We start from the raw sequence: 25,464 nt of genomic DNA on the forward strand, positions 1-25,464 counted from the left end.
AAAACAATTCATATGTCATTATCCAACACAGCAACTATCACCTGGTTCTTTGCCTGTAAAGTGGAGGATGTGCCGGCCAACGGCGGGGTATGCGTAAAGTACCGGGACGAACAGATCGCGTTGTTCCATTTCAGCCGCAGGGGTGAATGGTATGCCACCCAGAACCTTTGCCCGCACCGCCGGCAGATGGCCCTGAGCCGCGGCATGATAGGCACGCAGGGCGGCGAGCCTAAAGTGGCCTGCCCCTTTCACAAGAAATCATTTTCCCTGGCCGACGGGCGCTGCCTCTCCGACGATACGGAATGTTCACTGACGACCTATCCGGTAAAGGTAGAGGAGGACCGTGTATACATCGGGATTGTAAACGGCAGCGGGCACGCAGCGGTAATGGCATGACATTATAAAAATGAAGCCCGGTAGCTGGCAGGCTCCCCGGGCTTCTGACTTTAAACCTGATTGGCATCATTTTAAAATCAACCAAAGTTACATGAAAAAATTATTTCCTGGCGGAATTATGCTCTTGCTTTGTTGTACCTGCTGGTTGCTCCCTGCTCACGCGCAGTTCTCCCTCAGCGCCCAGTTGCGTACCCGCACAGAGCTGCGCGACGGCCAGGGCGCTCCCCTCCCGGAAGGAACATCGCCCGCCGTATTCACCTCCCAGCGTACCCGCCTCAGCGCCGGCTTTACTGCTTCCCGCATCCGGCTTGGACTGGCCATCCAGGATGTACGCGTATGGGGACAAGACGCCTCCACCATCAACCGCACCACCACCGCTAACAACAACGGGCTGATGCTGCACGAAGCCTGGGCAGAAGTGCTGCTCACGGATACTGCTTCCGCCCGCCGGCGCCTGCTCCTGAAAATAGGACGCCAGGAGCTGCTGTACGACGATTCCCGCCTGCTGGGCAACCTGGACTGGCTGCAGCAGGCGCGCCGCCATGACGCGCTGGTGCTGAAATACGAACAGGATGCCTGGATGCTGCATGCCGGAGGGGCCTTTAACCAGAACAAGGAAGGCGCAGCCGGCACCGTATACGATCCTACCCCGCCGGGCAACTACCCCGGCAATACCAACGGGGGCCGCAACTACAAGAGCCTGCAGTTCCTGTACGCCGGCCGGAAGCTGCACAACGGGAATGTATCCTTCCTGTTCCTGGCAGACCAGTTCTCCCGCAGCTATACAGATACGGTAGACAATACGCCGGTGACCAAATGGGAGGATGCTACCCGCAACCGCATGACCACCGGCCTTTATTTCAATAATACTTTCCGGCGCGTGACGCTCACGGCAGCCGGCTACTACCAGTTCGGCAAGAACGTGGAAGGCAGGAACCTCAGCGCCACGCTGCTGTCTGCTGCCGTGCAATATGCCTGCAGCAAGGCCTTCAGCATTGGCGCGGGCGCGGATTACACCTCCGGCGGAGGCAGCGGCAATACCAGCCATGCCTTTGACCCGCTGTACGGCACGCCGCATAAATTCTGGGGCAATATGGACTACTTCTACGTAGCCAGCGGCTTTGGCAACCGGGGTCTGCAGGATTATTACCTGGGTGCAAAGCTAAAGGCCGGCAGCAAATGGCTGCTCACCGCAGCGGCACACGAGTTCTTCAGCGCCAGCACACTGCCTTCGATAGACGGCCGCACCACGCCTTCCCGGCGCTTTGGTACGGAAGCGGACCTCACGGCCGTGTTCTCGCTCACGCCCATGATCGCCTTTGAAGGCGGCTACAGCTACTTCCGCAGCACGGAATCGCTGACCTCCGTCGGCGTGAAGAACATCAGCAACCCGGATCACAGCAGCAACTGGGCCTACCTGATGGTGAGCATCAAGCCCTCCTGGCTGTTCAAGTAAATCAAAAACACAACCTGAAAAAAAGATACTTATGGCTTCTATACAATCCAACAATAACAACAACCAGCCCTTGCAGGCCCTCCGGATCTTCAGCCTCAACAGCATACAGATGCGCACCTTTCATGTTACCTGGCTGATGTTCTTTGTATGCTTCTTCGGCTGGTTTGGCCTGGCGCCGCTAATGCCCACCATCCGGGAGGACCTGGACCTCAGCAAATCGCAGATAGGTAATATTATTATCGCCTCCGTATCCGGCACCATCATCGCCCGGCTGCTTATCGGCAGGCTCTGCGATACCTGGGGGCCGCGCAAAACGGCCGTGCGGCTGCTGCTGGTAGGCGCCATACCGGTATTCCTGGTAGGGCTTTCCAAAGATTATACAACCTTTCTGCTGTTCCGTTTAGCCATCAGCGTGATAGGCGCTTCCTTTGTTATTACCCAGTTCCATACCTCCATGATGTTTGCACCGGCCATTAAAGGCACGGCCAACGCCATTACCGGGGGCTGGGGCAACCTGGGCGGAGGTGTTACCAACATGGTGATGCCGCTGATATTTGCCGCCATTACCGGCTTTGGCTATACGAAGCAGGAAGCCTGGCGCTATGCCATGATCGTGCCCGGCATCATGATGCTGCTGGTGGCTTTCCTGTACCACAGGTACACCAAGGATACGCCGGCGGGCAATTACGACGAAACGGACTACCGGCGCACCAAGGGCAAAACAGACTGGTCTGTGCTGGCGGACTGGCGCATCTGGGCGCTCACGCTGGCCTATGCCATGTGCTTTGGCATGGAGATCACTTTTGACAATGTGGCTTCCCTGCACTTTGTGGACAGCTTTGGCCTTTCCCAGCGAAGCGCCGGTTTCTGGGCGGGCGTGTTTGGCTTTATGAACATTTTTGCCCGTGCGCTGGGCGGCATTGTATCCGACAAGGTAGGCGCCAAAGCCGGCATGAAAGGCAAGGGCCGTTTGCTGGCGCTGGTGCTGCTGCTGGAAGGCGCAGGGCTGCTGCTGTTTGCGCAGGCCGGGTCGCTGGTACTGGCCATTACCGCCATGCTGGGCTTTGCCCTCTTCCTGAAAATGGCCAATGGCGCCACCTATGGCATTGTGCCTTTTATCAATGAGAAGAACGTGGGCCTGGTGAGCGGCATTGTAGGCGCAGGCGGCAACCTGGGCGGCATGCTGTTCGGCTTCCTGTTCAAATCGGATACCATCACCTACGTAGAGGCGTTCCAGTATATCGGTTACGTGGTGATAGCAGTGTCTGTGATCGTGATGATCACCAGCTTTGTACCAAAAACGAAAAGCGAAACGCAGAACGCGAAAAGCAAAATGCAGGAAGCATTGGGCGTATAGCTTTCCGCGTTCGGCATTTTACAATCATAACAAAAAGTACTCATGCAGGCTTCTTTCAAAACTACCTGTTGCTATTGTGGTGTAGGTTGCGGTGTGGTGGTGCAGCAGGACAGGCAGGGACGGCTGCAGGTGAGCGGCGACAAAGACCATCCCGTAAACCGCGGGATGCTTTGCTCCAAGGGCATGAACCTGCACTACACCGTCATGGACACATCAGACCGGCTGTTGTACCCCGAAATGCGTTACAACCGGCAACTGCCCCGCCAGCGCGTGAGCTGGGAGCAGGCACTGGAAAGAACAGCGGCGGTTTTCCGGACCATTATTGCGCAGCACGGGCCAGATGCCGTAGCCTTTTACGCATCCGGGCAATGCCTGACGGAGGAATATTATGTGATCAACAAGCTGGTAAAAGGCTTCATTGGCACCAATAATATCGATACCAACTCCCGCCTCTGCATGAGCAGCGCGGTGGCTGCCTATAAAATGGCGCTGGGAGAAGACAGCGTGCCTATTTGTTATGACGATATTGAGCAGGCGGACTGCATCTTTGTAGCCGGGGCCAATCCCGCCTGGTGCCATCCCATCCTGTGGCGGCGCGTGGAAGCCGCCAAGGCGGCCAACCCGGATATGAAGATCATTGTCAGCGATCCCCGCTCCACGCAAACCTGCGCCATTGCAGACATACACCTGCAACTGAATCCCGGCACCGACATCGTGCTGCACCATGCCATTGGCTGCTGGCTGATCGGGCACGGGCATACGGATCATGATTTTATACAGCAGCATACCGAAGGCTTTGACGCTTACCGTGAAACAGTGATGCAGCGCAGCCTGGCGGAAGCAGCCGCCATCTGCGGCATACCGGAAACGGCTATCCGCGAGACCGCCGCCTGCATCGCCCGCGCCAATGGCTTCATTTCCATGTGGACCATGGGGCTGAACCAGAGCGCCGTGGGGGTGCGCAAGAACCTGAGCCTGATCAACCTGCACCTTATTACCGGGCATATCGGCAAGCCCGGCAGCGGCCCCTTCTCCCTCACCGGGCAGCCCAATGCCATGGGCGGCCGCGAAGTGGGCGGACTGGCCAACCTGCTGCCGGCGCACCGCGTGCTCAACAACCCGCAGCACCGGGCAGAAGTACAGGCTTTCTGGGGCGGCGGCGCCATTGCCGAAAAACCGGGCCTGACGGCCACCGATATGTTCACCGCGCTGGAAGACGGCCGTCTCAAAGCCATCTGGATCATTGGTTCCAACCCGCTGGTAAGCCTGCCGGATGTGCGCAGGGCCGAGGCCGCCCTGCAAAAAGCGAAGTTCGTAGTGGTGCAGGAGATCTCCAACAAGCCCGAAACCCTGCGCTATGCGGATGTAGTGCTGCCCGCCGCCGCCTGGGCGGAAAAGGAAGGCACCATGACCAATGCCGAGCGCCGTATCAGCTACCTCCACCAGATCACCACGCCTCCCGGGCAGGCGCTGCCCGACGCGGAGATCATCTGCCGTTTTGCGCAGAAAATGGGCTACCACGGTTTCGACTATACGTCTCCTGCCGGCATCTATGAAGAGCATGTACGGCTGACGGCCGGCACCCGCATAGACATCAGCGGGCTGGATTACGAGACCCTGCGCGCCAAACGCAGCGTGCAGTGGCCCTACGCCGGCACCAAAGCAGGCAATGGCACGCCCCGGCTGTTTACCGACCACCGTTTCTACACACCTACTGAAAAAGCGATCATACACTCCTTTGAGGACGGCAACAGTTCTGCGCCCGTGTGCCCGGAACTGCCGCTGATACTCACCACCGGCCGCATCCGCGACCAGTGGCATACCATGACCAAAACCGGCAAGGTGGGCAAGCTGAAGCAGCATATTGCCGCCGCCTTCCTGGAAATACACCCGGCAGATGCAGCCGAAAGGAATATTGCGCAGGATGATATCGTGGAAGTGCGCAACGCCCAGGGCACGGTGCGCGTAAAAGCGCAGTTGAGCAGCCGCATAAAAAAAGGCGTGGTATTCCTGCCTATGCACTGGGGTAAAATTTTGCACAGCGACCTCAACCGCGCCAACAACCTGACGCATAACCGCGTAGACCCGGTATCCGGGCAGCCGGACCTGAAATTTGCCGCCGTACAGGTACAACGTTATGAAAAACCGGTACAAAAGATCGTAGTGGTAGGCGCGGGCGCAGGCGCCTGCGGCTTTGTGCGCTCCTACCGCGCCCTGAACACAACAGATGAAATAGCCGTGTTCAGCAAGGAGGCCCTGCCCTTCTACAACCGCGTGATGCTGCCGGATTACATCAGCGGCGTGCAGCAATGGGAGCAACTGCTGAAAATGTCGCAGGAGGAAATGAACGGCAGCGACATCGCCTTTCACCAGGGCGTGAGCATTACCCGTATAGACCGGGAACGTAAAACCGTGACCGACAGCCGGGGCAGGCAGCATCCCTACGATGTGCTGATACTGGCCACCGGCAGCCGGGCCGCCACCCTGAAGGACATGCCCCCGCTGAACGGCATCTTCACCATGCGCAGCCGCCCGGATGCGGACGCCTTCATACGGCATATCGATCCCGCCAAAGGGAAAGTGGTGATAGCCGGCGGAGGCCTGCTGGGCATAGAGCTGGCCGCCTCCCTCCGCGAAATGCAGATAGACGTGGCCGTTATACAGCGCACGTCCCGCCTCATGGACCGGCAACTGGACGAGCTGGGCAGCCGCCTGCTGTACGAGGAGCTGACGGACCGCGGCATAGAAGTGCTGTTCAATGATGAAGTAGAGCGCTTTATGGGGCTGGAGAATGTAGAGGGCATACAGTTGAAAAGCGGCCGGCAGATGGACTGCCAGGCAGTGGTGGTGGCTATTGGCACCGTGCCCAATACGGAGCTGGCCAGGGCCAGCCACCTGGATTGCAAACGCGGCGTAGTGGTAAATGAGTACCTGCAGACCAACGACCCGGATATTTACGCCATCGGGGAAATAGCGGAATTCAACGGCACCCTGTACGGCATTACCGCCGCGGCGGAGCAGCAGGCAGCCGTAGTGGCGCGTTACCTTTGCGGCGACATATCGGGCTTTTACCAGGGCTCGGTGTTCATGAACATCCTGAAAATGCAGGGCACAGACATCTGCTCCCTGGGCATGGTGAATACGCCCGATGATCCCGCATACGAGGAAGTGGTGTTCATTGACAAGGCCAAACGTTATTACAAGAAATGCATTATCCATAACGACCGCCTGGCCGGCGCCATCCTGATCGGCGACAAGGCGGAGTTTATCATGTTCAAGGAGCTGATGCAGCATAACATGGAGCTGAGTGAAAAAAGGCTGCAACTGCTGCGCTCCGGCAAGAAGGCGGACCCCGTAATAGGCGCGGTGGTATGCTCCTGCGGCAATGTAGGCGAAGGCAATATCTGCAATAAAATAAAGGAAGGGCATACCACCCTGGAGGCGCTTTGCCAGGCCTCCGGCGCCGGGCAGGGCTGCGGTAGCTGCAAGCCGGAAGTACTGGCCATACTGGAGCGCCAGGTGAAAACGCCTGTGAAGGAACTGGAAGAACAACCCGTAAATGCGATCGTATAATGGCGAAGCAAATACATACCCTTAGCATCAATTTTACCGGCGGCATTATCTCCCCCGGCCATTTGCACGAAGTGCTACAGATAGCCGCTGCCGCCAAAGTAACGCAGGTGCGCTTCGGGCAGCGCCAGCAACTGCTGATAGACGTGCCGGCCCGGCAGCTCAAACAGTTCACCCAGCAGTGCCGGGAGCAGGATATCCTGTTCCACGAGCAGGGGGCCTGTCCCAACATTACCAGCTCCTACCCGGCCGCCGGCATTTTTACGGGCGATAGCTGGCTCACGGAAGGCGTGTATAAAGACGTGTTCGACCTGTTTGACTATACGCCCGCCCTGAAGCTCAATATCTGCGACAGCACCCAGACCTTTGTGCCTTTCTTTACCGGGCATATCAACTGGATCGCGTCGGAGCATGCGCACTATTGGTACCTGTTCGTCCGCTTCCCGGGCACCGGCCGCCTGCTGCCCTGGCCGGAGTTGGTGTACACGAACCACATCAGCCGGGTAAGCCGCCACATAGAATCACTGCTGGGAAAAGGCGCAGACGGAAGCTATAACCTCTACGAGCAAACGAAGAAAGATATTGAATACATGGGCCGCCCGGCGGACCAGGAGCTGGAGCTGCCGCCCTTCCACCTGCCCTACTACGAAGGGTTTAACCGGCACAATAACGGCTACTGGCTGGGCATCTACCGCCGGGACGAGCGCTTTCCCCTGGCCTTCCTGCAGGATATCTGCGCCATTTGCATGGAAACCCGCACCGGGCAGCTATATGCCACCCCCTGGAAAACCATCATCATCAAGAACATAGACCCGGCGCACCGCCACCTGTGGGACTATACCCTGGGCAAGTACCGCATTAACGTGCGGCATGCGGCCAATGAGCTGAACTGGCACGTGGAAGATAATTCGGAGGACGCGCTGGTGGTAAAGCGCCATATTGTGCGCCATTTTGATATTGCGGACCTGCGTACCTACGGCCTCTGCTTCAGCGTGCGCATACAGGCTGCAGAAGGGCAGTTTGGCTCCGTGGTGATACGCCGGCAGGAGAATAAATACGGCAGCAAGCTGAAATACATGCAGCGCTACGACATATTATACACACCGGGCTTCAATCCCAATACCTCCGCCCTGCTGCTGTACCGGGAGAATGTGCCCAAGGAGCAACTCGGCCCTTACCTGGCGGCGCTTTGCAAACACTTCTATGAGCTGGGCAGTGAAGCCAATGCCCTGCAGGATTTTGTAAGCAGCCGGCAGGCGCTGGCCCCCGTTATGCAGGCGGAAAAAAGCCTGCACCAGTGCCGCCACTGCCTGAGCGTGTACGATGAAACACTGGGAGAACCGGAGCTGGAGATTGCGCCCGGCACCGCTTTTGCTGCATTACCGGCGCATTTCTGCTGCCAGTTGTGCGGCGCGCCGGCAACAGATTTCGAGGAGGTCAGTGAAAGTGTGCTGGGCTGCTGATGCCCTCTTATACTGCTACGGCATCATACACGATCACCTTTTCCCAAAGATGCTCGCAGTTCTTAATAAATTCCAGGTGAATGGGGTCCGTCTGGTAAGCCGCCTGGCCTTCCAGGTCGCTGAAGAACATCAGTTCTGAAACCGCCCAACTGTTGTCCACTACCTCCCTTTTTTCCGTACTGGCCACCACGCCTACATGCAGTTCGCGCACGGTTTTTATTTTGGCCAGCGTTTTAACGCCGGCAACCAGTTTGTCACGGTCTTCTTTGGAACCGGGGTTCTTTAGCCAGAAAAACACATGATGCACTACGGGATATTTCTTTGCTGCTGCAGGCAGCGGCATGGCGGCGGCTGCTGTGCCTGCGCAAAGCGCGGCGGCAGTCCCAAGGAATTTACGTCTGTTGGATCTTTGCATGGCCATTTTGGATTTATGGCCTCAAAATAATAAAGAAAATCTATATGTCCCGCCTGGCACCCATACTTGTCCTCATTCCCCCACTTCGCTGTCCCCAAAGTGCCCGATCTTTGGGATCATAAATTTCATCGTCATGGGAAAAAAACAGCTCAAGATCACGATCAATGCCCCACGCGAAAAAGTGTGGGCCACCCTCTGGAACGACGCCACCTACCGTGCCTGGACCGCTCCTTTCAGCGAAGGCTCCTGGGCAGACACGGACTGGAAAAAAGGCGGCAAGGTCCTGTTCCTCAACGGCAACAACGAAGGCATGGTATCTACGGTTGCGGAAAACATTCCCAATGAGTTCATGTCCTTCAAACACCTTGGTTATGTGAAGAATGGTGTGGAGGACATAGAAACGGCCAAAACCCAGGGATGGCATGGCGCCATGGAAAACTACACGCTTAAGGGCCAGGACGGGAAAACGGAGCTGGTCGTAGACATGGACCTGAACGACGAAGATTACGAAAAATACTTCAAAGACAGTTGGCCCAAAGCGCTGGAAAAACTCAAAGCGCTTGCCGAATCTAACTAAATTAACAAGACAGACCATATGCAGCATGATCTTCCTCCCGGGCTGGCGCGGCCTGCACAAAGAGCTTTGCAGGCCGCCGGGTATACTACGCTGGAAAAGTTAAGCACCCTGCCGGAGGCGGAGGTAGCGCGGCTCCATGGTATTGGCCCCAATGCCCTGGTGCTGCTGAAACAGGCCATGCAGGCAAAAGGGCTGACCTTTGCCAAAGCAGGGAACAGCAAACGTTAATCCCGCGCTTTTTCCCCGGCGGTCTTTGAGCTGAGCCACAGGCCGGCCAGCACCAGCAGACCGCCGGCTATCTGCCAGCCCGTTACCTTTTCCCGCAGGAAAATAATGGCGATAACCGCACCGATAACAGGGTCCAGGTTCAGAAATGCGCCTACCTGTGCGGCAGGCAACAGTTGCAGCGCTTTATTGTAAAGGATATAGCTCAGGGCGGAAGCAAACAGCCCCAGGTAGGCAATAGCCGCCCAGCCCTTCCAACTGATGCCGGAGATAATATGATCTCCCGGCTCCAGGGCCAGCGCGGGCAGCAGCAGCACCGTTCCGGCAAATGTGCTGAAAGCGGTGACCAGCACCGGGTCTATATGACGGATACTCCTGGAAAGAATGGTATATACCGTCCATGAAAATACGGACAGTATCATCAGCACGCTTCCCAGCAGCGGGTTCCTGCCGGCAGCATGGCCATTGGTAAAGCCTACGAGCACTACACCTGCTACAGACAGCACAATGCCCAGCGCCTGCGTGCGGGTGAGCCTTTCCCGCAGGAACAGTACCGCCGGCAGGGCAATGGCTACCGGCAGTATGCCCTGTACCAACGCGCCGGCAGCAGCGGTGGTATATACCAGGGAGCTGTTAAAGAATGCGTAAAAAAGTGTGATGCCCGTTAGCCCCATAAAGCTCATTTTTACATAAGGCAGGGGCCGCGTGGCCTGCCTGATCTTCACCAGGAAAAAAGGCAGCAGGCAAACGGAGGCGATCCCGTTCCTCAGGAAAGCCAGCATGAACGGCGTTACTTCCTCCACCGCTATTTTGGTAGCAGTAAAGGCGCTGCCCCAGATCAGCATGACCAGCAGTATGTTCGCCAGCCCTTGGGTGCCGGGGTCTTTCAATGAAATGTTCATAACAAGTACATTAGGACAAATATAAGCTGCCGGTCTTATACCCGCACTACATCAGGCACGCTAATTGCGGCTGCTTTACTCCGCATGCAAATCAAACACAAGGTCCTGATGATGAATAGAATAGTAGCGCTACTGGCAGTGCTTTGCTGTAGCCTTTCCTGCCTGGCGCAGTTCAGTGACTCTACCTATTACTTTCTCAAGTATGCCTCTACGGGTTCTATCAATCACACGAAAGACGGTAATTCCTACCTCCTGAACAATGCCTTTGCCTTTAAGATCAGTAAGGAAAAAGTGTCGCTCAATGCCTCCGCCAGCTATGTATACGGCAAGCAGGACCATAATCCCACCAACGACGATCTTTCTGCCGCCCTGGATTTCAATCTCTATAACGATAACCGGAAATTCTATTACTGGGGCCTGGCCAATTATGACAAAAGCCTGTCCCTGAAGATCAACAACCGCTTCCAGGGAGGGCTGGGCGTGGGCTACGACGTGATACACCGCCCCAATGCCACGCTGAACCTGAGTAATGGCATCCTGTTCGAGAACAGTGACCTGTTCCTGAAAGACACGATCCCGGATGTGTACCACACCTTCCGGAACTCGTTCCGCGTGATGTATAAATGGGTGATCCGGGACATCGTGGTCGTTGAAGGGTCCAACTACCTGCAAAACTCCCTTTCCAATGGTAGCGATATCATTATTAAAACCAGCAACAGCCTGTCCCTGAAACTGCGCTCCTGGCTGCTGCTCACCGCGGCCGTTACCTACAACAAGCTGAACCGTACCGACCGGGAAAACCTCCTGATCACCTACGGCATTACAATGGAGAAATATTTTTAGGTGGCACAATATTTTATTTATATTAAGTTAAACGTTCCACTTAAAGTATGTATAGCCGCTCACCCAAAAAGCCGTTCACTTATATCAAACAGATACTGCTGCTCCCATTCCTCCTGCTGCCATGCTGGGTGGCGGGGCAACAAAAGGAAACGGACCTGCAGAAGCGGAGATATTATGAAGAGGAGGAAGACTCCGTATTAAAACGGGATATTATCGGGATATTAAAGCACACATTCCACATTAAGCGGGGAAATGTCCCCAAAAAAAGCGACAACGGGAAAATATACTATTCCCTGATACCGGTGCCCACCAATATACCCGGGGGCGGCACGGCGCTGATCACTTCTACCAATGCGGCCTTTTACCTGGGCCCCCGGCGCAGCACCTTCCTGTCCAACGTATCGTTCTCCCCTTCCTTCTCCTTTAGCGGGCGCTTTTCTTTTTCCTTCCATTCCAACCTGTGGCTGGAAGGCAACCAGCATAATATCACAGGCGACATGCGCTTTATCGTGAACCCGCAATATACCTGGGGACTGGGCAAAGGTGTGCCGGATAATGAAAAGCAACTGCTGGACAACAACTACGTGCGCTTTTACCAGACCTTTATGCGCAAGATCGGGCCACGGCTGCTAGCGGGACTGGGCTACCACCTGGACTGGCATTACTCCATAGAGCTAAAGAACAACGACTCCATGTACCTGCCCACTTTTGTAAAATACCGGTACGGCACGGAGCCAGGCAGCCACTCCCTCTCATCCGGTATCTCCCTGAACCTCCTGAAGGACAGCCGGCAAAACTCCATCAACCCGCAGTCCGGGTACTATGCCAATGCCGTGCTGCGCCTGAACCCGCGCTTCCTGGGCAGCGATGACTACTGGTCTTCCCTGTACGTGGACTACCGGAAATATTTTCATTTCGGACCTTCCTGGCAACAGCATGTGCTGGCCTTATGGGGGTATTACTGGACGGTGCTGGGCAACAAAACCCCGTACCTGGACCTGCCCAGCATTGGATGGGAACCTAATAACCGGAGTGGCCGGGGCATCGAGCAAAACCGTTACCGGGGCAAAGGGCTTTTTAATCTGGAGGCGGAATACCGGCGGGATATTACGGCCGACGGCCTGCTGGGCTTTACCGTTTTTGTGAACATGAATACCGTTACGCAACCGGATAAATACCGGTTCACCGGTTTCCATCCGGCAGCCGGCGCAGGCCTGCGCATCAAGTTCAACAAGCGCTCCAATACGAATATTGCGCTGGACTTTGGCATCAGCCGGCACGACCGGATATTTTACATTAACCTGGGAGAAGCATTCTAACAATGCGAGGCTGCATTCCTGCTTAATAAGTTGGCTCGATGGTAGGCGCCCTGGCTTCTTCTACCTCCAGGCACCTTCCTTCTACGTTCCTTCCCTGTAGTTCTTTCATAGCGGTCATTGCTTCGTCATCCTGCTGCATGGTCACAAATCCAAAGCCACGCGAAGCACCGGTGAACCTGTCGGAAATAACCCTGCAGGAAACCACAGGACCATATTCGGAAAACAACTTTTTCAGGTGATCTGCTGTAATGTGTGACATTAAATTTGATACATACAGGTTCATAGTACACTAATTTAAGAAATGAACAAATGGCCGGTCTTGTGTTACTTTACCACTCTTTGTATAGGAATGTATGATGGCCGGAACATGCACTTGCCGGCAGTTAGCTGTCAGAAACCAGCTATAAGAAAAGCATCCAGTAAATGGCTATGACATCCTAAAGGTACGGATAATCTTTTTAACCGGCCATGTTGTTTTGAATGCTCGGCCTGCCTGTACGTGGCAGTATTTTTGTGGCGCATGCACCAAAAGAACGATATGGAAACCGGCATCACCGCTACCATTACCGTACAAACCCCGCCGGAGAACGCCTTCCGGGTATTTACCGGTCAACTGGCCTACTGGTGGCCCAAAGCATATACCTGGAGCCAGGACAAACTGGAACATATAGAGATTGAACCACGGGAGGGTGGAAAATGTTATGAAACAGGGCCACATCATTTCCGCTGCGACTGGGGCCGTGTACTGTCTGTGCGCCCGCCTTCCGCTATTACTTTTACCTGGCAGATCAGCCCGGCCCGTGTACCGGAACCGGACCCGGGCAAAGCAGGTAAAGTAAGCGTCAACTTTGAGCCCGCCGGAAACAATGCTACTACCGTAAAACTGGTGCACAGCGGTTTTGACCGCTACGGCGAGGGCTGGGAAGACTATACAGCCGCCATGGGCAGCGAACAGGGTTGGCCCTACATACTACAGGCGTTTAAGGATGCAGTGGAGCGTTAACCTGTTACTACGCTTATGAATTAACTATTAAAATAACGCTTATGAAAACGAAACAACTATTCCTTTTGTCCGCCCTTTGCCTGCTGGCGGGCAATAGCCTCTTTGCACAGGATCGCCGCCACGAGATCAGCCTGGGTTACGGGCTGGGCACTACGAGCGATTTCCTGGATGCCTTTTCCGATGTGCTCGCCACCGCTGTAAGCGGCGGGGAGATCAGCCAGGATAATGAGAACTATTCCGGCGCCGTGCATCTCTCATACAAATACCTGGTGATGGGGCGGCTGGGAGTGGGCGGCACATTGGTGTATGAGCATGCCAACGCGGACGCCTGGCAGGACGGCGTGCACACCGGCCGTATCAAAAGGGACTATTACACCATTGCCGCAGAAGTGGACTACCGTTATGTGCGGCGCCCCTTCTTCACCCTGTACTCCGGCCTGGGTCTGGGCTATACCTCCCATAATGAAAAGTACCAGCCGGGCGGCGGTGCGGAATCATCGGAAAGCACAGGGCATTTCAATTTCCAGGTCACCGGCATCGGGGCTCGGTTTGGCGCCCGTGTGGGCGGCTTTGCGGAAGCCGGCTTTGGCTATAAGGGACTGTTCTGCGTAGGCGCCTATGCCCGGTTTTAAGGCATAGTGAAATTCGTGTAAATTTCACTATTTTAACCAGCCTAAACCACTACCCATGAACACGTCAAGAAGAGACTTCCTGAAAAAAGGCGCCGTGGCGCTGGCAGGCAGCGCCCTGCTGCCGGGCGCCGGCAGGCTGCTGGCCACCGCAAAGATCAAAGCCATCACCGGCGTACAGTTGTACTCCGTGCGCGATGATATGAAGCGGGACCCTGCCGGCACCCTGCAGCAAATAGCCGGTATGGGATATAAGTACGTGGAACATGCCAACTACGTGAACCGCAAATTTTACGGCTGGGCGCCCAAAGCATTCAAACAGCGGCTGGACGACCTGGGTCTGCTGATGCCCAGCGGCCATACGGTGATGGCTAAACGGCATTGGGATGCAGCAAAGAAGGATTTTACAGATGAATGGAAATACACCGTGGAAGATGCCGCCACCGTGGGTCAGCAATATGTGATCAGCCCCTGGCTGGACGAAGAGCTGCGCAAAACCTACGACGGCTTCATGGCCTATATGGACGTGTTCAACAAAAGCGGGGAGCTGTGTAAAAAGTCAGGCATGAAGTTCGGCTATCATAACCACGACTTTGAATTCAGCGTAAAGCTGAACGGCCGGCAGCTCTTCGACCTGATGCTGGAAAACACCGATCCCTCCCTGGTGGCCCAGCAACTGGATATCGGCAATATGTACCATGCCGGCGGCATTGCGCTGGATATAGTAAAAAAATACCCCGGCCGTTTTGAGCTGATGCATGTAAAGGATGAGATCAAATCAACCAAAGGTGAAATGGGCGGAGACTATGAAAGCACAGTGCTGGGCAAGGGCGTGATCCCGGTAAAAGAAGTGATAGACCTGGGCAAAAAGTCCGGCGGCACCACGCACTTTATTATAGAGCAGGAGTCCTACCAGGGCAAAACGCCGTTGGAATGCGTGAAGGAAGACCTGCACATGATGCAGCAATGGGGGTATTAAACCCTCCATTGCTTATTCATATACCCGTATCACCTGCCCGTTGATCACTCCTTCCACGCTCTTCAGGTAGGCGTTCACCAGTTTCTGCATCGGCACCGGGTTAAAGCCCGGAAAGAGGTGGCCAATGGCGGCATAGGAATCCGCCGCCAGTCCCGGGCTTACGACGTTGATCCGCAGGTTCCTTTGCAGTTCCGCAGCAGCCGCCATCCCAAAGCTGTGTATGGCCCCGCTTACAACGGATGCAGCGGCAGTACCGCGCGCCGGCTCATCCGCCAGAATGCCGGAGGTTAGCGTAAAAGATCCCCTATCATTCAGGTAATGCTGCCCGATAAGCACGAGGTTCACCTGCCCCAGCAACTTACTCCGGATATCCGGCAGCAGGCTTTCCTCCCTCAGCGTTTGAAAGCTTTCCATGTGGGAGGAGCCGGCGGTAACAATACAGGCATCCAGCGCCGGCGCCTGTTTGAACAGGTGCTCAATGGAGGCGGCATCGGCAATGTCCACCTGCAGGTTGCCGCTGCTGCGGCCCGCGGTGATCACCTCATGCCGGACCTCCAGGGCTGCTTTTACCTGCCTGCCGATGGCGCCGGTAGCGCCTACCAGGAGAATTTTCATATGTGATCAGTTTAGTAAGCACCTACAGTAAAAACCGGTTCATTCACAATATCGCGCAGGCGCTGCTGCCAGTTGTCCAGTTCCTGCCGGCGGCCGTCCTCCGTCATCCTGGCCGGGCCATACACTACCTGCGGAGGCAGTACGGAAAAGCCGTTGAACTCAAGTATGCCGCGATGCAAGGGGCGCAGTATCCCGGCCAGGTCACCATGTAAACCTCCCTCAATATAGGTTTCTTCCGCTCCGCCGGTCGTGAGGCTTAGCATGGCCTTCTTGCCATTCGAAATACCGTTCTCATAAAAATGCCCGTTCCCATACATACGGCCCATGGCAAACACCCGGTCCACCCAACCTTTAAGGATGGCCGGTACACTAAACCACCACAGCGGGAACTGCCAGATCATCAGGTCGCACCATTCCACTTTCTGCTGTTCCGCGTCGATGAACGATGCAAAGCCATTCACCTCCGTAGCGTGCACCTCTTCCAACTGCTGTTTGAAGAATGCCGGGTTATGCACGCTGGTAAAGTTAGCACGGTCGGAAACAGGATCAAACTGCATGGCGTACAGGTCGGAGGTCTGCACCTGGTGACCGGCGGCTGTCAGCGCCTCTACGGCGGCTTTAAACATGGCATTGTTCATGCTTTTGGGCTCCGGGTGCGCATATACGATTAACACATTCATAGTAGTATTATTTTATTAACCGGGGCAAAATTATCCTCATATGGTTAATTTTGCAGCGAGGCAACCCGTTGTACGCCACACACAAAAATGTAAGTAATGGCAAAGAGAAAGATGACGTCTACGAACAGCATTAACCGCGAAAAACTGAATGACCTTTGCGGCATGGAATACGCCATAGACCTGCTGGGCGGGCGCTGGAAGCTGCTGATCCTGTACAAGCTGGAAAACAGGGCGCTGCGTTTCATTGAGCTGAAAAAGATACTGCCCGGCATTACGGACCGCATGCTTACCCTGCAACTGCGGGAGCTGGAAAAGGACGGGCTGCTTCACCGCACCGTTTACCCGGAAGTGCCGCCCCGGGTAGAGTACCGGCTGACTGACAGCGCGGAAAAACTGATACCGGTGTGGAAAGCGCTGGAGCGGTGGGGTGATGCGCACAGGGAGGTGCAATTGCCTGGGTAAGGACAATAAAAAAGCCCTGGCTCGATTGCCAGGGCTTAAAGATGTCGGTGTTTGAAAGGTCCATCGCAAAAAATTACTCAGCATACACATGTATGCGATTTAATTCATTCCCAATACGGTGAATTGCTTCTTCTATTTTCTTGGCTTGGCTTACAGAAGGGTGTTTAACACCTGTCACGTATTGGCGCAGCAAACTAGCATTGAGTCCTGCTAATTCAGCCACAATTGAAATTTTCAAATAATTAAATTTCTCAAATAAAGCGGAGAGGTCATATTTACGTTCAAATTTGACGTCCTTCGGGTTTAAGCCGTGAAATTCCTTCAGGGCCTTTTTAATGTTTTCTTCTAATGTTTCAAGGTTATCCGCTTCATCGATGATCAGATTATCTTCGCAATGTACTCTTCCAAGAAAGCCTACATCTGCTTTTTCGATAATCAATTCCATTGCATGCATAATTTTCTCCTCCTTTTGATTTAGGGCAGATTTTTCAGTTTTTGGTAATAGATAAACGGTTTAGTTAATTCGAGCTTACTTTCAAAAAAATTGAAGATTCAGAATTAAGCGTTTTATATAAGGAGCAAGCGGGCTATTTCAGCCCCGCTTGCTTCCAAATTTCATTCAGTGTACCAGGGGGAATATCTTTTTTCCCATGTGCAGGTACCGTAACCTTCTTTGGTTTGGTTGGGTGGACTAACTGGATATGACTACCCTTCTGTACTTTTATTATCCAACCATCTTTCTTTAAGATTGATAAAACTTCCTTGAAATGCATCTGTAATTTTTTTGCTAACTATATATATCCTTTCTTCCAAAAACATAGACAGCAGATCATCCAATGCATAACATGCACTTCATGCCGGCCCTGGTTTTTCTGCAGTAGCGACCAAAGCCGATTTCCAATATTTCAAAGAACCTTATCAAAGGTAACAAAATTGTTACCTTCCGCCAAATTTTTTTATTCTTTTACCTCCCCATTCCTCCTGTAACTATACACCGTCAGCACCCCGCCCAGCAGCACGATCAGCGCACCTATCCACGGCGTAGCCCCCAGCCCCAACGCTGCATGGTCTACTACAAAACCACCCACATAAGCGCCAATGGCCACACCCAGGTTAAAAGCAGAGATGTTCAGGGAGGACGATATGTCTTCCGTGCCCGGCAGGTATTTTTCCGCCAGTTGCACAATGTACAATTGCAGTCCCGGCACATTGGCAAAGGATAACAGGCCCATGGCAAACAGGGTGATAACAGCCGGCGCCTGGTAATGAACGGTGAATGTGAACAGCAGCAACACCAGCGCCTGCAGCATAAACAGGCGGATCAGCACCCGGGCCGGGTTGATGTTGGCCACCTTCCCTCCTATCATATTGCCCAGTGCAATAGCCACGCCGTAGACCAGCAGCAGCCAGCCCACCGCGCCGGCGGAAAAACCGCTGATCTTTTCCAGCAGCGTAGCCAGGTAGGTAAAGGTCACGAAAGTGCCGCCGTAACCCAAGGCCGTAATGGCCAGCACCAGCAATATGGGCCCGCTTCTCACTACCTGCAACTGGTCCTTCAGCCGCAGCGGCGGACCTTGTTTAAGATTCCCGGGCAGGAGCAGCAGGGTGGCAAAGAAACCGATCACGCCCAGCAAGGCCACGCCCACAAACGTAGCGCGCCAGCCAAAATGCTGCCCGATGAAAGTACCCAGCGGCACGCCGGCAATAATGGCGATGGTAAGCCCGGCAAACATAATGGCAATGGCCGTGGCCTTCTTATCGGGCGCTACCAGTGTGGCGGCAATGGTGGCGCCCACGCCGAAGAAAACGGCATGCGCAAAACCGGAAATGAACCTGGCCGCCAGCAGGGCGGCAAAACTGGGCGCCAGGGCGGAAGCAATATGCCCCGCAATGAAAAGTCCCATCAATCCCACCAGCAAAGGCTTCCGGGGCAGCTTACCCGTCAGCACGGTGAGTATGGGACCGCCAAGGGCCACGCCCATCGCATAAATGCTGACCAGCAGGCCGGAGGACGATATGCTTACGTGCAGGCTTTGTGCAATAGTGGGCAAGATGCCTACCGCCACAAATTCCGTGGTGCCAATGGCAAACGCGCTGATGGTGAGCGCCCACAATGCCGCGGGCAATCCTTTCCTGGCGCGGGTTTCCGCAACAGGCATACTTGTTACTACATCCATATGCTAAAAGTTTTTGTATTGCGGGAACAAAACTACCGGCATCTTAACTATTAGCATAATAAGTTAAATGATATATTTGCATCATTAAAATAATAGATTATGCTGCTCAATATGGAATGGTTCCGCACTTTTAAAACCATTTATGAAACCGGCTCCCTCACCGCCACGGCGCAGGCGCTGTATGTATCCCAGCCGGGCGTAAGCCTGCACCTCAACTCCCTGGAGAACTACGTGGGCTACAAACTGTTTGACCGTGCAGCCCGCAGGATGGTGCCTACGGAGCGCGCCAAAATGCTGTACAATTTCATCATTGAAGCAGTGGAGAAGCTGGAAGCGGCGGAACAGCATTTTCACAAAAGCGGAGATACCAATAAAGCCACCATCAGCATCGGCATGTGCCTGGAAACCTTCCAGTTCACCCTGGAGCAGTACATCGCCTCCCTGCCTTTTAACGTGACCATCAAATTCGGGGAATACCCGGAGATGCAGCACGACCTGGACAACGGCCTGCTGGACCTCATTATCTGCCCGCAGAAAGGACAGCAGCCCAACCTGGAATACGTGCCATTTTCCAGGGAAAGGATCATACTGGTAGGCGGCGGACAGGAAGACAGCCGCCCCTTTCAGCAACTGATCAGGAAAAAGAAGATCGCGGAGGCGGAAGAATGGCTCAAACAGCAGGTGTGGTACAGCACCGCGGCAGACATGGAAAACCTGCGCAGGTTCTGGCACCTGAACTTTAACCGGCACCCGGATTTCAAGCCCAATTTTATTGTGCCCAACAAATGCTCCATCGTGCGCTGCCTGAGCAACGGCAAGGGCTTTTCCATCATGCCCGATTTCCTGTGCAGGACAGAGCTGCAGGAGGGCAAGCTGAAAGAAGTGTGGGAAGGGAATCACCGCATAGAGAACACGCTGTACTTCGGCAAACGGAAAAAGACCATGTTTGCCAGGGAGATCGGTATCCTAGAAGGCTTCTTCCGGGAGCAGGCCGTAGAGCAGCAGGACATGCTCCAACCGGCCTAAGACCGCAAGAACCGGGTTTTCACGCGCCCCGCGCCGGCATAGCTTTGCAGTGTTCATGTAAAACATGCTTTGCTATGCACATAAAAAGTGAACCACCCATTTTATACTTCGGCACGCCCGTAGTGCTGATCAGCACGGTGAATGAAGACGGCTCTTACAACCTGGCGCCCATGTCCTCCGCCTTCTGGCTGGGCTGGCGCTGCATGCTGGGGCTGGCCGCCCCTTCCAAAACCACGCAGAACATTATTCGGAGCGGGCAATGCGTGCTCAACCTGCCATCCGTAGCGCAGGCCGCCGCGGTAAACCGCCTGGCGCGCACTACCGGCAGCAACCCGGTACCGGCCGGCAAGCAGCAGAAAGGCTACCGTTACGTGCGGGAAAAATTTGCATTGGCCGGCCTTACCCCCCTGCCTGCTGAAACCGTGGCCGCGCCCCGCGTACAGGAATGCCCGGTACAGATGGAGGCCGGCGTGGCGGCCGTGCACCCGGTAGCGGCGGACAACCCGCTGCAGCAGGGCCGGATCGTAACCATAGAGCTGCGCATACAGCGGGTATACCTGGATACTTCCATCCTGGCGGAAGGGCATACCAACCGCGTGGACCCTGACAAATGGCGGCCGCTGATCATGTCCTTCCAGCAGTTCTACGGGCTGGGCCCGCAGGTGCAGCCTTCCACGCTGGCGCAGATACCGGAAGCGCTGTATTACAGTCCCGATATAGACCGCGCCCGCGAGCTGGCCGTATGATCACAGCGCTGCCAGTTGCGTCACTTTTGCCTGCATATCGTCCTTCCCGCCATTCATACTATCTGCTTTCACCGCGTTGTCACAGGCCCACCTGAACAGCGCGGTATCCTTTTTTTGTTGCGCGATCTGCGCAATGCGGTAATAGGTATAAGCCAGTTGCTGCGGCAGGCGGTAAGGGCATTGCAGCGCGCGCTGGTAGTATTGCAGGGCTTCCCCGTGCTGCTGCTGTATGCCTTTCATACGCCCCAGGTAATACAGCAGGGAAAATTCCACGCCAAAGGTATCATCCGGCAATCCCTTGTCCAGGAAAGACTGCGCCAGCGCTGCCGCCTCCTGGATCTTTTGCTCCGTGAACAGTTTCAGCACCTGCTGTACCTTGCCCATGGCCAGCGCCTGCGGCCGCAGCGCTTCATCCCAGTGGATCACTTTAAAAAAGGGATCTACCTGCACCTTGCTGACTTCACCGTCTGCCGGCAACGTTATGCTGTTGACGCTGTTCCGCACCTCGATCTTTTCCAGTGCAGTGCGGCCGTCAGCATAGGTAACCAGCACTTCCAGGGGCAGGCGGTACAGGCTGTCCTTTTGCGTGAGCGTAAGCATTAGTTTGTTTTGTTGCTGCTCCCACCGGGTTTCCCAGGCAGGCGCACCGGTGCGCTCAAACCATTGCCGGTAGAACCACTGCAGGCTGCCGCCGTGCGCAGTTGCTACCTCCTGCAGGAAATCGCTCCAGCGCAGGCCCGTGCGGCTGTACCGCTCCCCTATGTGGCGCAATGCCTGGTGAAAACGCGCTTTACCCACGGTGGCCGATAGCAGCTCCAGCACCAGGAACCCCTTGCTGTCGCCCAGCAGGTGACCGTTGCTGCCATGCAGGTCATCCAGCGGCTCATCATTGCCCGCCGCTATATTCTTGAGGTAGCCAAAGCCGGACTGGTCCGGGATATAGCCGGGGTAGCCCGTTCTGCGGTACAGGATGGCCCGGCTGCTGTCAAAATGCTGCACCACCTGCAGGGAGCCGTACTGCGCCAGCCCTTCTGACAGCATATCCGCGCCTTTCCGTCCCTTGGAGATCACTTTGTTGCCCCACCACTGGTGCGACAGCTCGTGCCCGAACAGCGCGTAATTAAATTCCTGCAGCGCACGGGAAGGCATCAGTATACCGCCTTTGATACTGGCCCCTCCTATGCCGGTGCGCTCGGATACATAGTCCGGGAATTCCACGATGGAAAAACCGGGAATATCCAGGGGGCCAAACTGCCTTGTCAGGAAATGCAATACCTCCGATGCCTTGCGGGCCAGCGTATCCCCGTTCACGTTAGCGCTGAGCGTATAACAGTAAAAGGGAACATCCCCGCGGCTTTCCTGCCGCGCATAGTTCCCGATGTAAAGCGTGAAAATATCCGGCTGCTCATAATCGAAGGCGGATACTTTATAGCCGCCGCTGAAAGCAGTGTCCAGCGTGGCCGCCGCCATTACAGGTGTCAGTTCCCTATTGGTGGTAACGGTAATGCGGCCTTTGCCACGCGTGTATTTGGTGCTGCCATCCTCCGCGCGGGAAGACACCTGCGGGTACCAGGCGGACCCGTATCCGCAGGCCATCACAAAATTGCTGTCAATATAATACTGGAACGAGGGCCTGGCGCCGCGGTCGTATGCATAGGCAAACTCCAGCCGGGTGCCGGGGGCCTGTTTTTCCGCGAATTTAAAACGGTAGGCCATATCGCCATGCCGGTTCTGCGCCGTATCCATCACGGCTATTTTCACGCCGGCAGTGAGCAGGCGCAGCATGGGCGGGGCTTCACATTGGCTGATCACGATCTCCACGGAATCGGTGGCATAGGCAGCGGTGAGGAAAGACAAGGTACCCTTTACCGCAAAGGAGCGCTGCTGCAGGCTGGCCTGCACCTGCAGGTCGTAGTGCAACTGCTCCTGGGCGGACAAGGCAAACGGACAGCATAGCAGCAAAACGCTGCATAGCCTGACCAGGAAAATAGAATGGCGCATACTTTTTTACTGCAAAGGAACAATGGCTGAGGCAGGAAAAATTGAACCGTATTAACTTTTCAGGGCCATCCTGAACTTGTGGGGAGATACCTGGTAGCATAGCCGGAAAGAGCGGATCAGGTGGGCGGCATCGGCAAAGCCCGTAGCATAAGCGATAGCGGAAACGGACTGCTGTGTGCGGAAGAGCAGCTCCATGGCTTTTTTCACCCGTACCTGCAAATGGTACTCACCGGGCGTCAGCCCTTCCCGCTCCTTAAACGCGCGGGCCAGGTACACGGGATGCACATGTACCCTGGCGGCCAGGGAAGCAATGCTGTGATGCACATCCAGCTCATTTTCCAGGATGGCCTTTACCGCGGGCAGCCAGCGCAGGCGGGCAGGCACTTTAACAGCCATGCTTTCCGCCAGCCAGTGAAACAGGTATTCCTCCGGCAGCCCGGGAGCCAGGTCATTCACAAAACAGTACAGCAGGCGGTACAGGCCCGCAAAAGCGCCGGGCGGGTACAGGGTGGTTTTAGCGGGTAATACCCGCGCAGGCGCCAGCTCCTGCAGCGCCTCCCGCCGGAACTCGATGTTGAGGCAACTGCCGCCCTGCCCCCCGAAATGATTGGCATGGTCATAACCGGCAGGCCGGAAGATCACTTCGCCGGGCGCCACAATACGGTCCTCCCTCTTGTGCCGTTCCTGGTAATGACCGTTGATCAGCAGGCTGAGGTAGGCATTCTCATGATAGTGCTCCCGGATGCCGGTGAGCGGCTCGTAACGGGTAATATTCACCCGCAAGCAGGCATTTTCCTCCTGCTTGCGTTCCTCCCCGAAATAAGTACCTGTGGGCAATACAAGGGCCATGACCGTAAAATAAGCATTCGCGCCGTTTCTGCAAAAAAGGCCCTCGTAAATGGCTGCATGGAAGGGGGTGTAAATGCGACATCTGTACGGGTTGATTGTGACAACCTTCCCGCTTACCTTTACTGTATGATACACATATCCATCATCGTGCCCCACGGGGCCGTATTAGGCAGCGTAGAAGGCCCCCGGCAGGTGTTCAGCGAAGTGAACGAGCTGCTGGCCGCCTCCGGCAAAGATCCCATGTTCAAGGTACAACTGGTGGCCCTGGCCAGGGAAGTACCGGTATACAAGGGCATGTACACCGTGTTTGCAGATGCGGTGATTGCCGATGTCGCCAAAACGGATCTCATTATTATTCCTGCCCTGCAGGGTGACATGGAAAACGCCTTGCAGCAAAACCAGGGTTTTATTCCCTGGATACAGGACCAGTACAAGAAAGGGGCCGAGGTGGCCAGCCTTTGCGTAGGCGCCTTCCTGCTGGCTGCCACGGGGCTGATCACGGGACGCAAGTGCGCTACGCACTGGATGGCGGCCAACGATTTCCGCCGCATGTTCCCGGAAGTGAACCTGGTGGAGGACAAGATCATAACGGATGAATACGGCATTTATTCCAGCGGGGGCGCTTTCTCCTACCTGAACCTGGTCCTGTACCTGATAGAGAAATATGTTGGCCGGGAAATTGCCATGTTCTGCTCCAAAGCCTTCCAGATAGATATCCAGCGCGACAGCCAGTCGCCTTTTATTATGTTCCGCGGGCAGAAGGACCATGAGGACGATGCCATCCGCAAGGCGCAGGAATTCATTGAAGCGAACTTCGAGGAAAGGATCACCGTAGACCAGTTGGCCGGCATGCTGGCGCTGAGCCGCCGCAACCTGGAGCGCCGTTTCAAAAAGGCCACCGCCAACACCGTGGTGGAATATATACAACGGGTAAAAGTGGAGGCCGCCAAAGCCAGGTTTGAATCTTCCCGCGAAAATGTGAACGAAGTGATGTACAAGGTGGGCTACACCGACCCCAAGGCTTTCCGTGTAACATTCAAGCGCTTTACCAGCCTGTCGCCCGTACAGTACCGCAACCGGTACAACCGGGAACTGAGCGGCAACCACGTAAAAACCGGCGTGGCTTAAGCTTACACCCGCTCATTATGCTGTTCCCTTAGCTTGCGCAGGTAGAAGATCACCTGGTGATCCGTTACCTGGTGAAAATCTTCGTAAAATGCCCCTACTCCCCAGAACACTTCCGGCACCCGCAGGCAAACAATCTCGTCTGCCGCATCGGATAGCTGCAGGAAAGCTTCTCTTGATGCCACCGGGACCGCCACTACTATTTTGGACGGGCGCTCCCGGCGCAGCATTTCAACCGTGGCCAGCAGGGTATTGCCCGTAGCGATCCCGTCATCTACAATGATCACCGTTCTCCCGCTGAGCGGCTCCTGCCGGCTATGATCCTGGTAAGTGTGCTGCATTTCCTGCAGCCGTTCCCGCACACGCGCTACAGTAGCGTCTATATAGCCGGACGATACCCCTTCATGCGGGATTACATAGCTGTCTGCAAGGCTGGCTGCGCCAATGGCATATTCCTTATTACCCGGATGCCCTATTTTCTTTACCAGCGCCAGGCTCAGCGGCAGGTTGAGCTCTTTGGCCACCACGTAGCCCACCGGCACTCCTCCCCTGGGTATGGCCATTACTACGCCGTCGCCATCCCTGAATTTTTTCAGCCGGGATGCCAGTTCGTATCCGGCTGTTATCCTGTTGTGAAACATAACGTTGT

At 55.3% G+C, this 25,464-nt stretch carries 25 protein-coding genes and 3 pseudogenes; 17 read left to right on the forward strand and 11 right to left on the reverse strand.

Going from position 1 to position 25,464, the window contains the following annotated elements; all coding sequences use genetic code 11:
• The first annotated feature begins 12 nt into the window (after positions 1-12).
• The 5 genes and pseudogenes from nirD (at position 13) to LX66_RS22010 (ending at position 8,242) form a co-directional block, all read left to right on the forward strand.
• Positions 13-396, forward strand: coding sequence for a nitrite reductase small subunit NirD (gene nirD / locus LX66_RS21990; RefSeq protein ID WP_145717613.1), 384 nt, complete (start codon positions 13-15; stop codon positions 394-396).
• A gap of 91 nt (positions 397-487) precedes the next feature.
• The gene (locus tag LX66_RS21995; RefSeq protein ID WP_145717614.1) at positions 488-1,852 is read left to right on the forward strand and encodes an alginate export family protein; all 1,365 of its coding nucleotides are present in this window, start codon (positions 488-490) and stop codon (positions 1,850-1,852) included.
• A 22-nt stretch (positions 1,853-1,874) separates the two neighbouring features.
• A pseudogene (locus LX66_RS22000) lies at positions 1,875-3,209 on the forward strand (NarK family nitrate/nitrite MFS transporter); the annotation flags it as partial.
• Between the two features lie 42 nt (positions 3,210-3,251).
• Positions 3,252-6,782 carry a nitrate reductase gene (locus LX66_RS22005; protein WP_145717616.1) on the forward strand — a complete coding sequence of 1,177 codons (3,531 nt, stop codon included), beginning with the start codon at positions 3,252-3,254 and terminating at the stop codon, positions 6,780-6,782.
• Positions 6,782-8,242, forward strand: coding sequence for a rubredoxin (locus LX66_RS22010; protein ID WP_145717618.1), 1,461 nt, complete (start codon positions 6,782-6,784; stop codon positions 8,240-8,242). Before LX66_RS22005 ends, LX66_RS22010 begins: the two co-directional genes overlap by 1 nt.
• A gap of 7 nt (positions 8,243-8,249) precedes the next feature.
• On the opposite strand, the gene LX66_RS22015 is transcribed toward LX66_RS22010, so the two are convergent.
• A complete protein-coding gene (locus LX66_RS22015) occupies positions 8,250-8,657 on the reverse strand; it encodes a Dabb family protein (RefSeq protein ID WP_145717619.1) in 408 nt (135 codons plus the stop codon).
• A gap of 133 nt (positions 8,658-8,790) precedes the next feature.
• Here LX66_RS22015 and LX66_RS22020 point away from each other — a divergent pair, with 133 nt between their 5' ends.
• Both LX66_RS22020 and LX66_RS22025 read left to right on the forward strand, forming a co-directional pair.
• The gene (locus LX66_RS22020) at positions 8,791-9,234 is read left to right on the forward strand and encodes an SRPBCC family protein (RefSeq protein ID WP_145717620.1); all 444 of its coding nucleotides are present in this window, start codon (positions 8,791-8,793) and stop codon (positions 9,232-9,234) included.
• Positions 9,235-9,252: 18 nt separating this feature from the next.
• Positions 9,253-9,462, forward strand: coding sequence for a helix-hairpin-helix domain-containing protein (locus LX66_RS22025; protein ID WP_145717621.1), 210 nt, complete (start codon positions 9,253-9,255; stop codon positions 9,460-9,462).
• On the opposite strand, the gene LX66_RS22030 is transcribed toward LX66_RS22025, so the two are convergent.
• Entirely contained in the window at positions 9,459-10,361 is a 903-nt protein-coding gene (locus tag LX66_RS22030) for a DMT family transporter (protein ID WP_145717622.1), read from the reverse strand. The two genes, LX66_RS22025 and LX66_RS22030, sit on opposite strands and share 4 nt — an antisense overlap.
• A gap of 108 nt (positions 10,362-10,469) precedes the next feature.
• Between LX66_RS22030 and LX66_RS22035 the strand changes: the two genes are divergently transcribed.
• Both LX66_RS22035 and LX66_RS22040 read left to right on the forward strand, forming a co-directional pair.
• On the forward strand, positions 10,470-11,204 hold the full coding sequence (locus LX66_RS22035) for a DUF481 domain-containing protein (protein ID WP_244620484.1): 735 nt from the start codon (positions 10,470-10,472) through the stop codon (positions 11,202-11,204).
• 47 nt (positions 11,205-11,251) lie between these two features.
• Positions 11,252-12,523 (forward strand): BamA/TamA family outer membrane protein, encoded by a 1,272-nt coding sequence (locus LX66_RS22040; RefSeq protein ID WP_145717623.1) that lies wholly within the window; start codon positions 11,252-11,254, stop codon positions 12,521-12,523.
• Between the two features lie 22 nt (positions 12,524-12,545).
• Here the strand turns inward: LX66_RS22040 and LX66_RS22045 are convergent, their stop codons facing one another.
• Positions 12,546-12,806, reverse strand: a complete 261-nt coding sequence (locus LX66_RS22045; protein ID WP_145717625.1) for an RNA recognition motif domain-containing protein — start codon at positions 12,804-12,806, stop codon at positions 12,546-12,548.
• Positions 12,807-13,043: 237 nt separating this feature from the next.
• Here LX66_RS22045 and LX66_RS22050 point away from each other — a divergent pair, with 237 nt between their 5' ends.
• The 3 genes from LX66_RS22050 to LX66_RS22060 are packed head-to-tail and all read left to right on the forward strand — an operon-like array spanning position 13,044 to position 15,134.
• Positions 13,044-13,526, forward strand: a complete 483-nt coding sequence (locus LX66_RS22050) for an SRPBCC family protein (protein WP_211366473.1) — start codon at positions 13,044-13,046, stop codon at positions 13,524-13,526.
• Between the two features lie 41 nt (positions 13,527-13,567).
• A complete protein-coding gene (locus LX66_RS22055) occupies positions 13,568-14,158 on the forward strand; it encodes an outer membrane beta-barrel protein (RefSeq protein WP_145717626.1) in 591 nt (196 codons plus the stop codon).
• 55 nt (positions 14,159-14,213) lie between these two features.
• Entirely contained in the window at positions 14,214-15,134 is a 921-nt protein-coding gene (locus tag LX66_RS22060; RefSeq protein WP_145717627.1) for a TIM barrel protein, read from the forward strand.
• Positions 15,135-15,146: 12 nt separating this feature from the next.
• Here the strand turns inward: LX66_RS22060 and LX66_RS22065 are convergent, their stop codons facing one another.
• Both LX66_RS22065 and LX66_RS22070 read right to left on the reverse strand, forming a co-directional pair.
• Positions 15,147-15,749 carry a short chain dehydrogenase gene (locus LX66_RS22065; protein WP_145717628.1) on the reverse strand — a complete coding sequence of 201 codons (603 nt, stop codon included), beginning with the start codon at positions 15,747-15,749 and terminating at the stop codon, positions 15,147-15,149.
• Positions 15,750-15,760: 11 nt separating this feature from the next.
• Entirely contained in the window at positions 15,761-16,429 is a 669-nt protein-coding gene (locus tag LX66_RS22070; RefSeq protein ID WP_145717629.1) for an NAD(P)H-dependent oxidoreductase, read from the reverse strand.
• Between the two features lie 96 nt (positions 16,430-16,525).
• Here LX66_RS22070 and LX66_RS22075 point away from each other — a divergent pair, with 96 nt between their 5' ends.
• Positions 16,526-16,891, forward strand: a complete 366-nt coding sequence (locus tag LX66_RS22075; protein WP_145717630.1) for a winged helix-turn-helix transcriptional regulator — start codon at positions 16,526-16,528, stop codon at positions 16,889-16,891.
• A 73-nt stretch (positions 16,892-16,964) separates the two neighbouring features.
• On the opposite strand, the gene LX66_RS22080 is transcribed toward LX66_RS22075, so the two are convergent.
• Together LX66_RS22080 and LX66_RS22085 are read right to left on the reverse strand one after the other, a co-directional pair.
• The gene (locus tag LX66_RS22080) at positions 16,965-17,336 is read right to left on the reverse strand and encodes a hypothetical protein (protein ID WP_145717632.1); all 372 of its coding nucleotides are present in this window, start codon (positions 17,334-17,336) and stop codon (positions 16,965-16,967) included.
• Positions 17,337-17,478: 142 nt separating this feature from the next.
• Entirely contained in the window at positions 17,479-17,664 is a 186-nt protein-coding gene (locus tag LX66_RS22085) for a type II toxin-antitoxin system HicA family toxin (RefSeq protein ID WP_145717633.1), read from the reverse strand.
• 159 nt (positions 17,665-17,823) lie between these two features.
• Here LX66_RS22085 and LX66_RS28665 point away from each other — a divergent pair.
• Positions 17,824-17,973 (forward strand): annotated as a pseudogene (locus LX66_RS28665) (hypothetical protein); the annotation flags it as partial.
• On the opposite strand, the pseudogene LX66_RS22090 reads toward LX66_RS28665, so the two are convergent.
• Positions 17,902-19,068, reverse strand: a pseudogene (locus LX66_RS22090) (MFS transporter); the annotation flags it as partial. The pseudogenes LX66_RS28665 and LX66_RS22090 sit on opposite strands and share 72 nt — an antisense overlap.
• Positions 19,069-19,167: 99 nt before the next feature.
• Between LX66_RS22090 and LX66_RS22095 the strand changes: the two are divergent.
• Complete coding sequence (locus LX66_RS22095) at positions 19,168-20,094, forward strand: LysR family transcriptional regulator (RefSeq protein ID WP_145717634.1); 927 nt, start codon at positions 19,168-19,170, stop codon at positions 20,092-20,094.
• Between the two features lie 74 nt (positions 20,095-20,168).
• Positions 20,169-20,840: a flavin reductase family protein gene (locus LX66_RS22100; RefSeq protein ID WP_145717635.1), complete on the forward strand. Its 672-nt coding sequence runs from the start codon at positions 20,169-20,171 to the stop codon at positions 20,838-20,840.
• On the opposite strand, the gene LX66_RS22105 is transcribed toward LX66_RS22100, so the two are convergent.
• Together LX66_RS22105 and LX66_RS22110 are read right to left on the reverse strand one after the other, a co-directional pair.
• Positions 20,841-22,841, reverse strand: coding sequence for a M1 family aminopeptidase (locus tag LX66_RS22105; protein ID WP_145717636.1), 2,001 nt, complete (start codon positions 22,839-22,841; stop codon positions 20,841-20,843).
• A gap of 51 nt (positions 22,842-22,892) precedes the next feature.
• Entirely contained in the window at positions 22,893-23,690 is a 798-nt protein-coding gene (locus tag LX66_RS22110) for a helix-turn-helix transcriptional regulator (protein ID WP_145717637.1), read from the reverse strand.
• A gap of 126 nt (positions 23,691-23,816) precedes the next feature.
• On the opposite strand from LX66_RS22110, the gene LX66_RS22115 reads away from it, so the two are divergent.
• A complete protein-coding gene (locus LX66_RS22115; RefSeq protein ID WP_145717638.1) occupies positions 23,817-24,818 on the forward strand; it encodes a GlxA family transcriptional regulator in 1,002 nt (333 codons plus the stop codon).
• A gap of 2 nt (positions 24,819-24,820) precedes the next feature.
• On the opposite strand, the gene LX66_RS22120 is transcribed toward LX66_RS22115, so the two are convergent.
• A complete protein-coding gene (locus LX66_RS22120; RefSeq protein WP_145717639.1) occupies positions 24,821-25,456 on the reverse strand; it encodes a phosphoribosyltransferase in 636 nt (211 codons plus the stop codon).
• Positions 25,457-25,464: the final 8 nt, after the last annotated feature.

This window comes from Chitinophaga japonensis, assembly GCF_007830125.1.
GTDB lineage: Bacteria > Bacteroidota > Bacteroidia > Chitinophagales > Chitinophagaceae > Chitinophaga > Chitinophaga japonensis.

What these genes read in the sequence shown, in the direction of transcription:
- LX66_RS22065 (WP_145717628.1), bottom strand. Translation starts at nt 15,749, where the DNA reads ATGAAAATTCTCCTGGTAGGCGCTACCGGCGCCATCGGCAGGCAGGTA.
- LX66_RS22115 (WP_145717638.1), top strand. Translation starts at nt 23,817, where the DNA reads ATGATACACATATCCATCATCGTGCCCCACGGGGCCGTATTAGGCAGC.
- LX66_RS22020 (WP_145717620.1), top strand. Translation starts at nt 8,791, where the DNA reads ATGGGAAAAAAACAGCTCAAGATCACGATCAATGCCCCACGCGAAAAA.
- LX66_RS22015 (WP_145717619.1), bottom strand. Translation starts at nt 8,657, where the DNA reads ATGCAAAGATCCAACAGACGTAAATTCCTTGGGACTGCCGCCGCGCTT.
- LX66_RS21995 (WP_145717614.1), top strand. Translation starts at nt 488, where the DNA reads ATGAAAAAATTATTTCCTGGCGGAATTATGCTCTTGCTTTGTTGTACC.
- LX66_RS22085 (WP_145717633.1), bottom strand. Translation starts at nt 17,664, where the DNA reads ATGCATTTCAAGGAAGTTTTATCAATCTTAAAGAAAGATGGTTGGATA.
- LX66_RS22055 (WP_145717626.1), top strand. Translation starts at nt 13,568, where the DNA reads ATGAAAACGAAACAACTATTCCTTTTGTCCGCCCTTTGCCTGCTGGCG.
- LX66_RS22010 (WP_145717618.1), top strand. Translation starts at nt 6,782, where the DNA reads ATGGCGAAGCAAATACATACCCTTAGCATCAATTTTACCGGCGGCATT.
- LX66_RS22030 (WP_145717622.1), bottom strand. Translation starts at nt 10,361, where the DNA reads ATGAACATTTCATTGAAAGACCCCGGCACCCAAGGGCTGGCGAACATA.
- LX66_RS22110 (WP_145717637.1), bottom strand. Translation starts at nt 23,690, where the DNA reads ATGGCCCTTGTATTGCCCACAGGTACTTATTTCGGGGAGGAACGCAAG.
- LX66_RS22035 (WP_244620484.1), top strand. Translation starts at nt 10,470, where the DNA reads ATGATGAATAGAATAGTAGCGCTACTGGCAGTGCTTTGCTGTAGCCTT.
- LX66_RS22095 (WP_145717634.1), top strand. Translation starts at nt 19,168, where the DNA reads ATGCTGCTCAATATGGAATGGTTCCGCACTTTTAAAACCATTTATGAA.
- LX66_RS22005 (WP_145717616.1), top strand. Translation starts at nt 3,252, where the DNA reads ATGCAGGCTTCTTTCAAAACTACCTGTTGCTATTGTGGTGTAGGTTGC.
- LX66_RS22025 (WP_145717621.1), top strand. Translation starts at nt 9,253, where the DNA reads ATGCAGCATGATCTTCCTCCCGGGCTGGCGCGGCCTGCACAAAGAGCT.
- nirD (WP_145717613.1), top strand. Translation starts at nt 13, where the DNA reads ATGTCATTATCCAACACAGCAACTATCACCTGGTTCTTTGCCTGTAAA.
- LX66_RS22075 (WP_145717630.1), top strand. Translation starts at nt 16,526, where the DNA reads ATGGCAAAGAGAAAGATGACGTCTACGAACAGCATTAACCGCGAAAAA.
- LX66_RS22100 (WP_145717635.1), top strand. Translation starts at nt 20,169, where the DNA reads ATGCACATAAAAAGTGAACCACCCATTTTATACTTCGGCACGCCCGTA.
- LX66_RS22105 (WP_145717636.1), bottom strand. Translation starts at nt 22,841, where the DNA reads ATGCGCCATTCTATTTTCCTGGTCAGGCTATGCAGCGTTTTGCTGCTA.
- LX66_RS22060 (WP_145717627.1), top strand. Translation starts at nt 14,214, where the DNA reads ATGAACACGTCAAGAAGAGACTTCCTGAAAAAAGGCGCCGTGGCGCTG.
- LX66_RS22070 (WP_145717629.1), bottom strand. Translation starts at nt 16,429, where the DNA reads ATGAATGTGTTAATCGTATATGCGCACCCGGAGCCCAAAAGCATGAAC.
- LX66_RS22045 (WP_145717625.1), bottom strand. Translation starts at nt 12,806, where the DNA reads ATGAACCTGTATGTATCAAATTTAATGTCACACATTACAGCAGATCAC.
- LX66_RS22080 (WP_145717632.1), bottom strand. Translation starts at nt 17,336, where the DNA reads ATGGAATTGATTATCGAAAAAGCAGATGTAGGCTTTCTTGGAAGAGTA.
- LX66_RS22120 (WP_145717639.1), bottom strand. Translation starts at nt 25,456, where the DNA reads ATGTTTCACAACAGGATAACAGCCGGATACGAACTGGCATCCCGGCTG.
- LX66_RS22050 (WP_211366473.1), top strand. Translation starts at nt 13,044, where the DNA reads ATGCACCAAAAGAACGATATGGAAACCGGCATCACCGCTACCATTACC.
- LX66_RS22040 (WP_145717623.1), top strand. Translation starts at nt 11,252, where the DNA reads ATGTATAGCCGCTCACCCAAAAAGCCGTTCACTTATATCAAACAGATA.